Annotated in this window: 14 protein-coding genes; 4 read left to right on the top strand and 10 right to left on the bottom strand. The window is 61.4% G+C overall.

Features of this window, described 5'->3' with window-relative positions; genetic code table 11:
* Positions 1-4 precede the first annotated feature (4 nt).
* Positions 5-535, top strand: a complete 531-nt coding sequence (locus EXZ61_RS02755) for a cyclic nucleotide-binding domain-containing protein (RefSeq protein WP_142808795.1) — start codon at positions 5-7, stop codon at positions 533-535.
* 189 nt (positions 536-724) lie between these two features.
* Here the strand turns inward: EXZ61_RS02755 and EXZ61_RS02750 are convergent, their stop codons facing one another.
* Together EXZ61_RS02750 and EXZ61_RS02745 are read right to left on the bottom strand one after the other, a co-directional pair.
* Positions 725-1,210, bottom strand: a complete 486-nt coding sequence (locus EXZ61_RS02750) for a GNAT family N-acetyltransferase (protein ID WP_142808793.1) — start codon at positions 1,208-1,210, stop codon at positions 725-727.
* A gap of 4 nt (positions 1,211-1,214) precedes the next feature.
* The gene (locus tag EXZ61_RS02745) at positions 1,215-2,747 is read right to left on the bottom strand and encodes an NAD(P)H-hydrate dehydratase (RefSeq protein WP_142808791.1); all 1,533 of its coding nucleotides are present in this window, start codon (positions 2,745-2,747) and stop codon (positions 1,215-1,217) included.
* A gap of 109 nt (positions 2,748-2,856) precedes the next feature.
* On the opposite strand from EXZ61_RS02745, the gene EXZ61_RS21860 reads away from it, so the two are divergent.
* Positions 2,857-3,018, top strand: a complete 162-nt coding sequence (locus EXZ61_RS21860) for a hypothetical protein (protein ID WP_168224680.1) — start codon at positions 2,857-2,859, stop codon at positions 3,016-3,018.
* Positions 3,019-3,476: 458 nt separating this feature from the next.
* On the opposite strand, the gene EXZ61_RS02740 is transcribed toward EXZ61_RS21860, so the two are convergent.
* From EXZ61_RS02740 to EXZ61_RS02705, 8 genes are all read right to left on the bottom strand, one after another.
* Positions 3,477-4,232, bottom strand: a complete 756-nt coding sequence (locus EXZ61_RS02740; protein WP_168224679.1) for a head GIN domain-containing protein — start codon at positions 4,230-4,232, stop codon at positions 3,477-3,479.
* Positions 4,233-4,252: 20 nt separating this feature from the next.
* A complete protein-coding gene (gene holA / locus EXZ61_RS02735) occupies positions 4,253-5,383 on the bottom strand; it encodes a DNA polymerase III subunit delta (protein ID WP_142808787.1) in 1,131 nt (376 codons plus the stop codon).
* Positions 5,384-5,429: 46 nt separating this feature from the next.
* Positions 5,430-6,203: an ABC transporter ATP-binding protein gene (locus EXZ61_RS02730; protein WP_142808785.1), complete on the bottom strand. Its 774-nt coding sequence runs from the start codon at positions 6,201-6,203 to the stop codon at positions 5,430-5,432.
* 3 nt (positions 6,204-6,206) lie between these two features.
* Entirely contained in the window at positions 6,207-7,022 is an 816-nt protein-coding gene (locus EXZ61_RS02725) for a transporter substrate-binding domain-containing protein (RefSeq protein ID WP_142808783.1), read from the bottom strand.
* A gap of 24 nt (positions 7,023-7,046) precedes the next feature.
* Complete coding sequence (locus EXZ61_RS02720) at positions 7,047-8,180, bottom strand: succinylglutamate desuccinylase/aspartoacylase family protein (protein WP_142808781.1); 1,134 nt, start codon at positions 8,178-8,180, stop codon at positions 7,047-7,049.
* Between the two features lie 13 nt (positions 8,181-8,193).
* Entirely contained in the window at positions 8,194-8,898 is a 705-nt protein-coding gene (locus EXZ61_RS02715) for an ABC transporter permease (RefSeq protein ID WP_142808779.1), read from the bottom strand.
* 1 nt (position 8,899) lies between these two features.
* The gene (locus tag EXZ61_RS02710; RefSeq protein ID WP_142808777.1) at positions 8,900-9,586 is read right to left on the bottom strand and encodes an ABC transporter permease; all 687 of its coding nucleotides are present in this window, start codon (positions 9,584-9,586) and stop codon (positions 8,900-8,902) included.
* 76 nt (positions 9,587-9,662) lie between these two features.
* Positions 9,663-10,448 carry a transporter substrate-binding domain-containing protein gene (locus EXZ61_RS02705; protein ID WP_142808775.1) on the bottom strand — a complete coding sequence of 262 codons (786 nt, stop codon included), beginning with the start codon at positions 10,446-10,448 and terminating at the stop codon, positions 9,663-9,665.
* 236 nt (positions 10,449-10,684) lie between these two features.
* On the opposite strand from EXZ61_RS02705, the gene EXZ61_RS02700 reads away from it, so the two are divergent.
* Together EXZ61_RS02700 and EXZ61_RS02695 are read left to right on the top strand one after the other, a co-directional pair.
* Positions 10,685-13,345, top strand: coding sequence for a cyanophycinase (locus tag EXZ61_RS02700; protein ID WP_142808773.1), 2,661 nt, complete (start codon positions 10,685-10,687; stop codon positions 13,343-13,345).
* A 73-nt stretch (positions 13,346-13,418) separates the two neighbouring features.
* On the top strand, positions 13,419-15,212 hold the full coding sequence (locus tag EXZ61_RS02695; RefSeq protein WP_142808771.1) for a hypothetical protein: 1,794 nt from the start codon (positions 13,419-13,421) through the stop codon (positions 15,210-15,212).
* The last annotated feature ends 10 nt before the right edge of the window (positions 15,213-15,222 follow it).

Raw genomic sequence — 15,222 nt, 5'->3', positions numbered from 1 at the left:
AACGATGCGCTCTTCTCTGATTATTTTTGAGAATCTGGACGAGGACGATGTGGCCTGGATTCACCAAGCCTGTCGCAAAGCCAGCTTCGCGGCGGGTACAACCCTTGTCGAATGCGGCAGAGCCAACCGGAAAATCAGCCTGTTATTGCAAGGACGTTGCCAGGTGTTCGCGGCCGATGGCCGACTGCTGGACACCTTGAGCCCCGGCGACATGATGGGCGAGATCAGCTTTGTGGACCGGCGCAAGACCACTGCGCGCATTTGCGCCGAAACCGATGTGGTGGTGGCCGTGCTGGAAGAAGATGTTTTGCAGGAAAAGCTGCAGTCTGACACCGCATTCGCCGCTCGCTTTTACATGGCTGTGGCCAGCGTGCTGGCGTTTCGTTTGCGGCGCAATCTGCAAGTTGCCATTTCCGCCGACGCGGACGTACTGAACAGCAGCCAGGAATTTGCCGGTGAAATTGACGTGGTCGACCTCGACTCCACGGCCAAAGCAGGGGCTCGGTTGTCTTACCTTCTAGCGCATTTGCTGTAATCGACTGCCTCTGTCACGATGGTGTGCCGGTTTGGACGTCAGTCATCTGCGCGCTTAAGAGTAGCCTCCTTAGCGGCCGACAGTTGCATTCGGACGGCAGCTTTACCGCCGCGAATTTTGGAACTTTGGATGCCGTCACAGGGCAATTTCTAACCTGTAACGCGGACGCTCAGCCAAAGCGCTTAGGTCTCAGCGCAAGCGCAGTCGCACCAACTCCAAGCGCTCGGGGCCTACGCAGTGGCGGTGGATTTCTTTAAAACCGCACCGCGCATAGAGCGCTAACGCTGGCGCATTGGCGGCACCGGTTTGCACTTCAAACACGTAGTTGGGCGCATAGGCCAATGCCGCGCCTAATAAGCCATGCCCAATGCCACTGCGTTGCGCTTGGGGGTGGACGACCAAAGACGCGATGCACACCGTTTGCGCTTGTGCGTCCACTTCTAAACGCATGGCGCCTACGGTTTGGGAGGCTATGCGCGCTACCCAAAACAGCTGGCCCGACTGCGCTAGGTCTTCCACCGTGCTGCGCAGCGGTGGAAAGTCTTGGGCGCCCAGTAGCTGCGCCTCTTGCTGGTAGGCCAGCATTTGCACCGCATGGATGGTCTGCAGGTCGGACGCCTGGGGGCTGCTCAGGCGGTGAATGGTGTGGGGCTCTAGGACACTTAATCCATCCATTGGCCTAGCCCCACATTCCAGACGCCGTCAGCGCCCTTTCCCCACGCTGCTCTGCCCACACATCGGCTACCTGGCCATGCGCATACACAGCGCTGCAGGCGGCGGCGTGGGCGCTTTGGCCCCGGGCGATGGCTGCGCCCACCATGCCAGCCAGCACATCACCCGTGCCTGCGGTGGCCAAGAGGGCATTGCCTGTGGGGTTGATGCGTGGCACAAGGCCTGGTGCGGCAATGATGCTGCCAGACCCTTTGAGCACGACTACGCAGGCAAAGCGCTCAGCCAAGGTTTGCGCGCTGCCCAGGCGCTGCGCTTGCACTGAGGCGGCGCTGGTTCCTAAGAGGCGTGCTGCTTCTAAGGGGTGGGGCGTGAGCACGGTGGCCCAGCCCCGCACGTGGCGCTCGGTCAGCAAAGTTTGTACGGCTGCGTCTTGCGCAATGGCGTTGAGTGCGTCGGCGTCTAGCAACAGGCGCGGGGCTTCTTGCAAGACCTTGGGCAACACACCGGCCACCAGCGTGCCGCCGCCACAGCCGCAGACCACCACGCTGTGGGCCAAGTCCACCGCGGCAATGTTGCGAAACATGAGTTCGGGTTGCAGCAGGTCCACCGACACGGCGGGGCTGCCCAGCAGCGCCACGTACACCCGCCCTGCCCCGGCGTGCAAGGCTGCACGCGCCGCCAAGAGGGCTGCACCTGCCATGTGGCTAGTTGCTGTGGACTCGCCGCCCAGCACGGCAACGTCGCCAAAACTGCCTTTGTGGCTGGCGTGGGCCTGGGTCAACTTGGACACTGTGCCGCCTTGGTCTGCACCCAAAAGCCAAGCGTTGGCACTGCTGCCCACCGCCTCGCCCAAGAGGGCACCTGCGCCCAGGTCGTCAAACCACACCTGGCCTGCATGGTCACGGCCCTGCGCGGTGAACAGGCCGGGCTTGAGCGACAGCAAACTCAAGGTAAAGTGGGCTGTAGCACCCGTGGATACTGCGCAAGCAGCTATTAAATCCGAAGCAACACCCGTATCCGCATCCAGCCCCGTGGGCAGGTCTACCGACAGGCGGGGTGCGCCGCTGGCCTGCATGCGGGCCAGCCAGTCCAACATCAGCGCATTGCCCGCTCGGCTGGCGTCTAGCCGGCCCCCTAGGCCCAAGAGGGCGTCGATGCACAGGTCAAACTGCGCTGGCGGCTCGTTCACCATGGGCACGCCCGCAGCCAAGGCTTTGTCGCGAGCGGCCCGGGCGTCGGGTGGCAGTGCGGCTTGCGTGGGCCCCAAGCCCGTCCAGGTGAGGTGCACCGTTTTGCCCCATTGGTGCAGATGCACGGCAGCCTCAAAACCATCGCCCCCGTTGTTGCCCGGCCCGCAGGCAATCCAGATGGTGCGCGCATGCGGCGCCATAGCCAAGGCCAGGCGTGCCACCGACAGGCCTGCGCGCTGCATGAGGGTGTGCGCGGGCAGCAGCGCTGCGGCTTGTTGCTCCAAATTGCGGCTCGCGGCCACGCCATGCAGGGGCAATGTGTGGGGATTCAAACGCGTGATGTGTTGCATGGTTGGATTGTGCGGCGTGCAGGCGCCTGCGCACAACGCCCGGTGGACAATAGCGCCCCACACTTTGCGCATGCCTTGATGGCGCTCAAACCCACCCTGACTCTGCACCATGGCCTCGTTTCACCTGTCTGCACCCTTGAAAAAAGGATTGCTGTTTACCTTTGCTGGCCCTTTGGTGGGGGCAAGCCCATTTGCCTTGGCCCTAGGCATCATGGGCGTGATGGAGAAGGACAACCCTGCAGTGGCCTTGGTGGCTTGGGTGGCGAACTGACAGCAGCTTGCGTTCATCGGTGAGGGTTTGGCGGGGCGGCGGGGTCTTTAACACCCACTCCCCCAGCCCCTCGCCCCGTCGGCGAGGGGAGCCTTGAACTGCCAATTTGGGCATTGGTCGCCGGATGCGCGTCTACAGGGGTGGCGTTGCCGACGGGTTGCTTGGCCACGGCGCGTGCGAGGCGGTTGTAGTTCCTTCTTGCACTTTGGCTTGCCAACGCTGGCGGCGAAGCGCGCCAGTGGGGGCGTACACACCCATCCGAGGCCCTACAACCGCATGCACTGGCCGTGGTGGATCACCCCTGTTGGCTACGGTGCTTGGGTAGCCCTGTTGCCGGGGAAAAACCATCCAATCGGCAGTTCAAAGACTCCCCTCGCCGACGGGGCGAGGGGTTGGGGGAGTGGGTGTTCAAAAAACGCGCCGTGGCGTCTCAAAAACCCCAGTGGCTAGCGGTTGAACTACTGAGGAGGCGCACTGCCCAGGCGTTTCACCTGGCCCACACCCGAAATGGACTTGGTGACCACCGCATCCCCCCAATAGGCAACGTCACCCGAGCCCACCACACTCACGTTGAGCGCTTGCCGCACCCAGAGCTGGGCCGTGCCTGCACCGGCAATGGCCAGCGCGAACGTCTGGCTGGCCAAGCTCGCCGCTCCAATTTCGCCAGAACCCGAGATATCCGCACGCACCGCGTCGGCACGACCGGCCAGGTTCACAGTGCCATTGCCCGCAATGCGCAGGGTCAGCGTGTCGGCGTCCAAGGCAGGCAGGTTCACACGCGCTGAACCGGCAATACTGAGGGTCAGTGCGGGCGTTTGCAGCCGCTGGATGTCCACCGTGCCAGCACCTGCGATGTTGAGTTGCTCCAAACTGCGCACGTACACCGTGATGTTGAGGCGACTGGGGTTGAGCGTGGTGCTGCGTTTGGCGGGGCGTATGCGCAGCCGTTTGCTCTCCACCACGGTGTCTATGTGCGATGCGATGTTGTCATCCGTCTCCAGGTGCACGCCCTCGCGCGGGCCTTGGACCACCTCCACGTTAGCAGGTAGCTCAAGATCGATGCCACTAAAGCCGCTCACCGCGCGCTGTTGTTTGACCACACGGCCTGAGCCGTCGACGCGGCTGACATCCGCAGCATGCAGCGCCGTGGCGAAGGCACAGGCCAGCACGGCCACGCATAGGGCACGGCGGTTGTGGGTAGGGAGTGTTGGCATCGACATACGCACCTCAGGGCTTAGCGCCGCCCATAGGCGGGGGCCATGGCGGGGCGCGGTGTGGCAGGGCCTGCGCTGGTGGGCGCCGTGTTGGCACACAAGGCCGTCAGCTGCAAGGCCAAGCGGTGCAGGGCTTGCCAGCCGTTGTGGGGCCAGTCGGGTTGCTTCAGACCTTTGACGATACCGTCCACCACATGGGCGCTTTGCAGCAGCTCAGCAATGGCGGCATCACTCAGGCGGGGCAGCACGCGTTCAAACAAGCGCTCTTTGTTGCCCCACACCCGTTGCTCACGCAAGGCCATGGGCAGGGGGCGGCCTTGGGCCATGGCATCTTTCACACGCTTGAGGGCGCGTATGTCTTCGGCCACGGTGTAGTGCACCAGCACCTCGGCCTCGCCTTCGGCCTGCAGGCCGTCGAGCATGCGCTGCACGCGCAGCGACTGCCCTGCCAGTATGGCCTCTGAGAGTTTGAATACGTCGTAACGGGCCACATTGGCCACGGCGCTCTCCACCTGCTCTAGCGTGAGTACGCCGCCCTCAGGGCCCGTGGCGGGGAAGAGCAAGGCCAGCTTTTGCACCTCTTGGTGCGCTGCCAGCAAGTTGCCCTCTACCCGGTCGGCAAAAAACTGCAGCGTGCGCTGGCCATCTTCACCCGCTTGCACGCGCTGGCCTTGGGCGCTTAAGCGCTGGGCAATCCACTGCGGCAGCGCCGCGCGCTCCACCGGGTCTACCTGCAGGGTCACCCCATAGCTCTCTAGCGCGGCAAACCACGCGCCGGTCTTGGTCATTTTGTCCAAGCGGGGCAGCATGACCAGGGTGAGCGTGGAGTCGTTGCCCTGCGCGCTTTGGGCCAGCTGCTGCAAGGCCGCGCTGCCGTCTTTGCCGGGCTTGCCCGAGGGGATGCGGATTTCCAGAATTTGCTTGTCTGCAAACAGGCTCAGCGAGCCACCGGCGGCCAAGACTTCGCTCCAGTCAAAATGCGCGCCCGACACGGTGTGCGAGGTGCGCTCGGTGTAGCCCTGGGTGCGGGCCACTGCGCGTATGGCGTCTAGGGCCTCTTGGGCCAGCAAAGGCTCGTCCCCGTGCACGGTGTACAGGCTCTTGAGCCCCCGCTGCAGGTGGTTGGCGAGTTGGTTGGCGCTGATTTGCATGGGCAGAGTTTAGCCTGCACCATGCGCGCCCACCGCTCGGCAGGCGCTACTTCAGGCTGTTGGACAAAAAGGCCTGCAAGCGCTCGCTCTTGGGGTTTTGCAGCACCTCTTGGGGGTCGCCCTGCTCTTCGATTTGGCCTTTGTGCAGGAAGACCAGCTTGTTGCTGACCTCACGGGCAAAGCCCATTTCGTGGGTCACCACAATCATGGTGCGCCCCTCTTCGGCCACCGAGCGCATCACGCGCAACACCTCGCCTACCAACTCGGGGTCTAGGGCCGAGGTGGGCTCGTCGAACAGCATGACCTTAGGCTCCATGGCCAGGGCCCGGGCAATGGCCACGCGCTGCTGCTCGCCGCCCGACAGGTGGGCCGGAAACGCATCTTTGCGGTGGTACACGCCCACGCGCTGCAGGTAGTTGTGGGCACGCTCCAAGGCCTCGGCTTTGCTGAGCTTGAGGGCGTGGATGGGGGCTTCTGTCACGTTCTCCACCGCCGTCATATGCGCCCACAGGTTGAAGTGCTGAAACACCATAGACACTTGGGCGCGCAGGCGCTGCAGTTGCTTGGCGTCTTGTACCGCCAAAGCACCGGCTTTATCAGGCGCCAATGCGAGCTCGTCGCCGTCCAAGATGATGCGCCCAGCGTTGGGCTGCTCCAGCATATTGAGGCAGCGCAAAAAAGTGCTTTTGCCAGAACCGCTGGAGCCGATCATGGAGATGACGTCACCTTTTTCAGCGGTGACGCTTACGCCTTTGAGCACTTCATTTGCGCCAAAGCGCTTGTGGATGTCTAGGCCTTGCAAAATGGGGGTGTTGGACATGTCTTACATTCTCTCGTTCAATTCAAAATCTACGTAGCGCACGGCGGCTTCTTTGTGCTCGCCACTCCCAATGGAGGCGGAGATTGCTTTGTCAAATGCCTTCTTCAGGCGGGCATCGCCCTTGCGCACAGCAACACCGACACCACCGCCGCTGTTGGCGTTGTTCAGCCACGTGGGCTTGCCAACCACCGCAAAGTTAGCGCCTTCGGGCGTGCCCAAGAATTTGGTTTTGGCCACCAGCATGGAGGTGAATGCCAAGTCCGTGGCACCGGTTTGCAGTGCTTTGTAGGCGTCAGCCTCACTGCTCACCAACACGCGTTGCAGGTCTTTGTAGTTGTCACCTAGCCACTGGTCGCGGGGGGAGCCTTTGAGTACGGCAACCTTCTTGCCACTGAGCCACTCTCCGGGCAGCACCGACTGAAACTGCCCCTTCTTGGCAAGCCACGCGCTGGGCACGTTGTAGTAGCTTTGCGAAAAGTCGACCAGCTTGAGCCGCTTTTCGGTGATGCTCAGCGAGGCCATGACCGCGTCCAGTTTGCCCGCTTGCAGGTCCGGAATCAGCTGATCAAACTCCGTAGGGACCAACTCGCAGCGCGCACGCATCTTGGCGCAGAACATATGGGCCCAGTCGATTTCCAGCCCCGAGATCGTGCCATCCGCCTCTTTCTTGCTGAACGGGGGATAGCCGCCTTCAATGCCGATACGAATGGGATGGATCCAGTAGCGCCACTGCCATGCGGCCAGCGCAATCGCGCCCAGCATCGCTGTCACCATCGCGATGGCGAGCAGGCTCTTCAAGGACCGTGTTTTTGTGGCCATGTTGATCTTCTTTTTGCAGTTAGGTTAAGGGCTCAAGAGCTTGCCGGTGCGTGCCAAGGAAGTGCCCGCAATCTTGGCCAGGCGTTTGCCTGCACTGGCCCAGCGCTGGCCGCAACGGGCGTACAACAGCCCGTCAGACTGGCAGTGCAAGGGCGTGAGCTCGCCCGTGTCTGCGTTGAGCAGGTCGGCAATGAGGTCACCGGCTTTGACACGCTGCCCGGGCTGCCGATGAAAGATGACCACGCCTGCGTGGGGTGCCGTAATGGGCTCGGACCCGGCCAGTGGCGTGGGTTCGCACAGGGCGACGGGCCATGGCGCGGGGGCACTGCCCGTGGGCTGCGGCAGGGCTAGCACCCCGCGCATGGCCAAGTAGGCGCACAGGCCCTGCACATCTTGCGCCGCGAGCGCGTGGCTGGTGTCGGTCTCGCCCCGCAGTTCCACGGTCGCACCAAAGCAGGCCATGGGGATGGGGAACTGCGGCAGCCATTGCTGCAACTGGTACCAGGGGCGGGCGCAGGCTTCGTCAAACGGTGAGTCGCCTGCTTCTATGGCCAGCAGCAAGGCCTGTACGCCCAAGGCCGCGCCCAGTGCCTCTGCGTCTGCGCTTTGCGGTGTCATGGCGTAGAGGTGCAACACCGCGTCGGTGTCGCAATGCAGGTCGAGCACGATGTCCGCATCGATGGCCAAGCGCAGCAAGGTGTTCTTGAGCTCTTGGGTGGTGTTAGCCGCGGTCAGTTGGTCTACGGCATGGACCAAGGCTTGGCGCACCAGCACCGTGTTGCGGGCCACGTCTTGGGTGAGCTGCGGGCGCAGTGGCTCTACCACCTTGGCGGCCAGCTCGGCATAGCCCCGGTTGAAGTTGCCCCCATCGCGCAGGTCAAACCGACCTTGATGGTGGCCCAAGGTGTGCTGGGCCAGGCCAATGGGGTTGGCATAAGGCACCAAGACCACTTCACCCAGTATCGCGCCCTGCGCTTCCAAGGTTTTGAGGTGGCGCGACAAGGCCTGGGTGACCACAATCGCGGGCACTTCATCGGCATGCAATGCCCCTTGGATATAGACCTTGGGTCGCGCGCCCGGCGTGCCAAAGCGCTGGACTTGCAGGCTGTGGCGCGTGCCCGGCGCAAAGGCGGTGAGTTCAATGGTTTCGGTAAGCATACGCAATAGGGACTTAAGTGGCAGTCGCGCTGGACTGGGGACGTAGGTGACGCAAGAAGCGGCGCTCCAGCAACTTAAAGATGCCCACGAGGGTGAAGGTCAGCACAAAGTAAATGAGGGCCGCCACGCCAAAGGACTCGGTGACCAAGAGGTAGTTGGCGTTGACGTCGCGGGCCACACGGGTGATGTCTACCAAGGTCACGGTGCTGGCAATGGCGGTGGCGTGCATCAAGCCCACCACCTCGTTGCTGTACTGCGGCAACGCGCGGCGCAAGGCACCGGGCAAGAGGATGCGGCTGTACAGCTTGAAGCCGCTGAGCCCATAGCTGCGGGCGGCCTCGATCTCCCCAATGGCCGTGGCCTTGAGGGCCCCCGCAAAGATCTCGGTGGTGTAGGCGGTGGAATTCAAGGTGAAGGCCAGCCAGGCGCAAAACCAGGCGTTCTTGAACGCGACCCACAGCACGCTTTCGCGCACCGCTTCAAACTGTGCCAATCCGTGGTACAGAATGAACAACTGCACCAAAAGCGGCGTGCCTCGCAGCACATAGGTGTAAAACCACACCGGCTTGGACAGCCAGCGATTGGGCGACACGCGTGCCACCGCTAAGGGAACCGAAAGCACGAAGGAACTGGCCAAGCTGATGAACAGCAAGACCAAAGTGGTACGGATGCCGTCCACGTAGAGCGGCAGGCTCTCCATAATGATGTGCCATTGCATCTTAGAACTCCACCCGACGGACACCGACGCTGTAGCGCGCTTCGACACGCGACAGGACAAAAATAGAAATGCTGGTCAGCGTGAGGTAGATCAGCGCAACCGCCATGTAGAACGTGAACGGGGCGCGCGTGGTCGCAGCCGCGAGGCCAGCGCGGTGCACCATGTCGTCTAAACCGATGATGGAGACCAGCGCGGACGCCTTGATCATGATGAGCCAGTTGTTCGCAAAGCCAGGAATTGCGTGGCGCACCATTTGCGGCAACACGATGCGCCACATCACCACGCGGGGCGACAGCGCAAAGGCCAAGCCAGCCTCCGCTTGCCCGCGGGGCACCGCCAAAATGGCACCGCGAAAGGTTTCTGTGAGGTAGGCACCAAAGATAAAACCAATGGTCATGACACCGGCGAAGAAGGGAGGGATGTCGATGTACTCCCACCCTTGGGACTCAGCCAGCTTGTTGATTCCGATTTGGCCGCCATAGAAGATCAACAGCATGAGCACCAGCTCAGGCATTCCGCGAATCAGAGTGGTGTACACCTCTGCCGACCAGCGCGCGGCCCGTGAGTGAGACAGCTTGGCGGTGGCCCCCACCAGCCCAAACACGCAGGCAATGGCCAAGGACGAAGCCGAGACCTTGAGCGTGAGCCCTAGCCCCTCTAGGATCGCGGGCAAGTAACCGTACAGCATAGGATCACCTTATTGCTATTTTTTTGATAGCTGCTGGCGCACTATTCAAGTGCGCCAGCAGCCTAATTGCGCCAAATTACTCGCCGCGGATGTTGACGTCGAAGTACTTGTCGTTGATGGTCTTGTAGACGCCGTTAGCCGTAATGGTTTTGAGCGCTGCATTGACTTTGGTGCGCAATGTGTCTTCACCCTTGCGCATGGCTATACCAACGCCGCCGCCCTCTTTGGCGCCACCCAGGGTGATGGGCGTGCCCACTTTGCTATAGCCCTTGCCTTCTGGAGACTTCAAGAAGGCAGCGGTTGCTGCCAAGGAAGAGCCAAAACCGATGTCACCGCGTCCAGCCGCCAGTTCCATGGTGACTTCTGCTTCCTTGGCCACCAACAAGATTTCACTGTCTTTGAAGTTCTCTTGCACGAACTTGGCGCGCGGGGTGTTGCGCGTGACGATGATTTTTTTGCCCTTCAACGCTGCAGCGTTGACGTCTTTGAAGGTACCCGCTTTGGCGACCCATGCGGACGGAATGTCGTAGTACGAGTCACTGAAATCGGCAGACTTCTTGCGTTCTTCGGTGATGGACATGGACGCCACGATCATGTCGAACTTCTTGGCGTTGAGCGCAGGCATCATGCCGTCCCATTCTTGGGAGACCAAGGTGCACTCTGCCTTCATTTCGGCGCAGATGGCATTGGCGATGTCGATGTCAAAGCCCGAGAACTTGCCGTCAGTGGACATCAACGAAAACGGGGGGTAGTTGGCTTCCACACCAATACGGACCTTCGCCCAGTTCGGGGCTTGGGCGTGAACCTGGCTCACGCCAAACAGTGCCAGCAATGCGGCTACGGCAGCAACTTTACGAATCATATGAACTCCTGATGAAAAAGATGGACAGAGACAGCACTTTCATGAGTTGCTGATCTGGAAGTAAATTTTCATCTTATTGAAATATGAAATCATTAGTAGAAACCCTGTGTTATTGACCATCAATTGCCAAATTACGACACCGAGGGTATTTACTGTGCATTTAAATGAAATAATAATTTCTACTTTTGCTGTGATGAAATTTTCACAACCCATTTAACCGAGAACCCTCACTCACCATGCAAAAGACCTTTCTCTTCGCAGCCGTAGCCCTGGCGGTCACCGCTTGTGGCGGCGGCGGTGGCGGCAACACCACCACCACCAGCACCAGTGCCCTTACCGGCCAGTTCATTGATGCGGCCGTCGGCAATGTCGACTACGAGACCAGCTCTGGTCTGCGCGGAACCACCGACGCCAATGGCAACTTCCGCTACAACCCCGGAGACACGGTGACGTTTCGCATTGGGGGGCTGACCTTGGGTAGCGGCCCGGCTAGCGGTACCGTAACGCCGCTGGACATGGTGGCCGGAGCTACCTCGGTCAACGACCCAGAAGTCATCAAACTGTTGCAGGTTTTGCAGACCTTGGATGACGACAACGACCCGTCCAACGGCATCACCATTTCTGCTGCGGTGCGAACTGCCATTGGCACAACGGGACGCAAGCTCCAAGACATCAGCGACCTCAATACTGCCGTAGTGAGCCTGGTACAAACTGCACTGTCGCCGCCCGGGCGTGCCCTGAAGAGCGCAGACGCGGCCAAGGCCCACTTTGCCGACACCCTGGGCAAGCTGGAGGTCAACAACAAGTTGGCGGCCATGGGCACCATCACGAACTTTGTAGTGGGCGGTGGCGGCAAAAACTGCTCCAGCTTCAATGGCGACACCCAAAGCAGCAACTGCTCCGCAGACTGGACCACCATCTTGGCGCAAGACCCTGTGTTCGCAGGATTGACCAAAGCCAACATCAGCTTTGACTCGAACTACGCCACACCCACGTTTACCTACAGCATCACCCAAGCGAACCGTGACAAGCTCAATGCGCTGCCAGCCAGCTTGTTCGACGCGGGCCGCAAGTCCACGGTGGTGGCGGCTATTGATACGCGCTTGGCAGGCGGCGGAGCGAAGAACCAGTTGTCGTTCTCTGACTTCGACGGCAGCAAGCCGCTCTATGCCGACGGTACGGCTTTGTGGGTCAGCGAGTTGTCTGGGGCCGACTTTGACGCCCTGCTCATTGCGATGTGCGGCACAGCAACCCCTAGCAATGGCACCGATTGCACGCTAGCAAACAGCAATATCGCTGCAGTGCAAACGGCTACGTTTGAAAGCAGCACCAACCGGGACAAGGCCGTACTCATCGCGCAGGCTTTGCAAACCAGCTTTGGCACCGGCACGATCAAGTACCGGTACAACAGCGACGGCAGCACTGCCAGCCCCAACTTCCGCGCGGAGTTTCGAGCACGCAAACTGGCCGCAGACGGAAGCGCTGTGGCAGCTGGCTTAACCGCCAGCCTTAACAGCGCAGAGAAGGCTGTTTTGCGCAGCGCGTTTGTGGATCCCAATCCACAAACCAACCGCAAGATCGAGGCGCGCACGGTCAAGTTCTTGTCCAACCCAGCGTCCTTGGACATTTACACCCAGTTTGTGCAGGCCGCCAAGGCCATGGCGGGTGGGAGCAAACCGAAAATTGGGGTCGTGACTGCATCGGCTGACAATGCGTTTTTGGATGCCGACATCAATGTGTGGGCACTGAAGTCTGCAGGGGCTGAGGTGGTGTACCTGCCGTTCAATGGGGGCTTGCGCCGCGCCATGGACGCCAGCCAGTGCGCCCAAGTCGCTTTCCACTATGACGCCTTTGCCAACACCAATGCGGTGGCCGATGCCTTTCACATGGACCAGGTCTACCCTGACCTCGCAGCCGCGCAGTCCAGCGCGTGCAACAACCCAGCGGGCCTGACGGCCACCTTAGAAGGCCTGCATGGCCTGTACTTCAGTGGTGGCGATCAAGCGCGGCATTTGGAGAGCCTGTTCACCAAGAGCGGCTCCACCTTCACCGCCAGCGCAGAACTCACCACCTTGCGTAACCGCTTTGACCAAGGCCGCTTGGTGGTAGCAGGCACCAGCGCGGGCAACCATATCCAAGGGGGCGGCACCTGGAAGGGTCTGGACGTTCCCATGATTGGCGGGGGCGACTCGTATGCGGCCTTGAGCGGTGGGTTTAGCCAAGGCAGTGGTGCCGCCATCGAAAGCGCCGCTGCGGCCAGCCGCTATGCCAAAGGTGGTCACGGCTTCTTCCCATACGGCGTGCTGGACTCCCATTTCTCACAACGCACCCGCGAAGGCCGCCTGGTGCGCGCCACCAAAGAAGGTGGCATGGACTACGGCTTTGGCGTGGATGAAAACACTGCACTGGTGGTAGGCAAACGCCCTGCCAATGGCGGAACCACCATGTCCGTGCTGGGTGCCGGTGGCGTGTTTGTGGTGGATGTGCGCAACGCCACCGCAACCGGTACGGCCACGGGGAACTACACCATCAGTGGAGTCAAAGCCCACTACTTGGTGCAGGGTGACACGCTCACCATTACCAGCAGCGGCGAGCTCAATGTGAACCTGTCTTCGCACGGCGGTCGCCCCCTTTTGCCCTTGGTGCAAAGTGCTGCAGCCGTGACACAGACCAAGATCATGGACTACGGAAGCAGCAACATGCTGAAAATGGCACGCTCCATGGGTCTGACCGGCGCCAGCACAGCCACGGGCACCAACGCGACCAGTTCGGATGGGCGCACCACCCAGTCGCAAGCGTTTACGCTGACGCTGACCCGGGGGGCAGGCACAGCGTTCCGCGGGGTGGGCGACAGTATTTCTTACACCAATGTGAACTTAGCGATCGCGCCTAACTAAACTGCAAGTTCGCAAAAGCCCAAGCCGCCGTGCCTGTGCACGGCGGCTTGGGCCGTATGTGAAAACCTCTTCTATGAATCAGCCATTGACGCCCATTACCAGCATGCTGATTGGCGGCGGCATGCGCAATTGCACCAGCTCCAAGGGTGCTGTGCAGCCGCCCCATGGCCTGGCCGACTGGCATGACATCTTGGCCAAGGACCCCGCGTTTCAAGGCATCCCCTTTGACGGGGCGATGTTTTGCCCTCCTGATCCCGAGCCCGGTCGCGCCTACCGCTACACCATCACTGCGCACACCCTGACTAGGCTTGCGTCGGTGCCCGATGACTTGCTGGCCCGGCCGTTGCGGCAGCTGCTAGGGCAAGCCCTGCGCCCCCATGTGTCGCCCACTGCGAGCCTGCACGCTGACGCACTGCGCGCCCTTGTACATACACACCTTAGGCAAGCGGGCCAACACGCGGATGTGCTCAACGCCGCGCAGTGGGCCGTCGTCCTGCACTGTTTGGTGCAACCCGTGGAAGCACCGCTGCGCAAACGGGAGTTGCGTACGGTGCAATACTTGTCAGACCCGCACTCCAAGGGCATCTACACAAGGCTGGTTCAAGCAGCTCGCGTACTAGGCAATACCCAGGAGCCTCGCATAGGCGTGGTGACTGCGGCCAGTGACAACCCGTTTGAGGAGGCAGATATCAACGTATTTGCCCTGCGTTCGGCCGGTGCCAACGCGATCTACCTCCCACTCAATGGCGGCTTGCTGCGTGCGATGGCGCATGCCACCGCAGACCATGCCGAGCTGTACTACGAGGCTTACGCCAACACAGGCACCGACCAGCCCCATTGGCACAGCTGTCTGCGTTTTCCCGACTATGCCCAACAGCTCTGCGCGATGGCGGCTAACCAAGGCGAGGAACTCCACCGCGTACTAGCCTCACTGGACGGCATCTACTTCAGCGGCGGCGACCAAGCCCGCATTCTGGAGGCGTGGGTGCAGCCCGATTCCGAGGGCGAACTACGTCAGGCCAGCCCTTGGCTCACGCTTTTGCGCGAGCGCTTTGCGCAGGGCCGACTGCTCGTTGCGGGCACCAGCGCTGGCAACCACATTCAGGGCGGCGGTCTATGGCACGGTCGTCCTGTGCCCATGCTCGGCGGTGGTGACTCCTATGCCGCACTGCAGCGCGGCTTTGAGCCAGGCCTTGGTGCAGCGCTAGAAACACCGGCCCGTGCCCGCGTATATGGCCATGGTGGCCTGGCTACGTTTGCCTTTGGCGTGTTGGACTCCCATTTCTCCCAGCGCTGCCGCGAGGGCCGCTTGGCGCGCGCCACGCTGGAATATGGCATGGACTATGGTTTTGGGATCGATGAAAACACAGCCCTCGTGGTGCACCAGGCAGATGCCAACGGCACCACCCACATGGCGGTGCAAGGCGAGTACGGGGTGTGGGTCTTAGACGCACGGCAGGCCCAGAGCGCCACCGATAAGGGCACCTGCTTTCGCGCCCACGGCTTCATTGCGCACCACTTACATGAAGGCGACACACTCACGATGGACGCAAGAGGCGATTTGCAGGTGCAGCTAAGCCCACAGCGCCCCGAACTTCAGCGACATCCAGACGCGCAGACCGTTGCCATGCACCAAGTGCAAGACTACGACAGCCACCAGTTCGCCAAGCTGGCAGCGCACATGGGCCGCACTGGCGCACAAAGCGCACACGGTGACACACGCCACAGTGCGGACGGCCGCACACAGCAAGACAAGCCCATCTTTGCGATCACACTCACTCGGGACACCCAAACCTGCTTCCGTGGCGACGACACGCAGCTTGCTTACAGCGGCTTGCGCATTGCGTTTTTCCCCTTGGAAGTCTGATACGCTTTAC

The sequence above is a fragment of the Rhodoferax aquaticus genome, from assembly GCF_006974105.1.
GTDB classification, from domain to species: domain Bacteria; phylum Pseudomonadota; class Gammaproteobacteria; order Burkholderiales; family Burkholderiaceae_C; genus Allorhodoferax; species Allorhodoferax aquaticus_A.
Note: the sequence above shows the minus strand (reverse complement) of the source record. Positions and strands in the feature narration are given on the sequence as shown.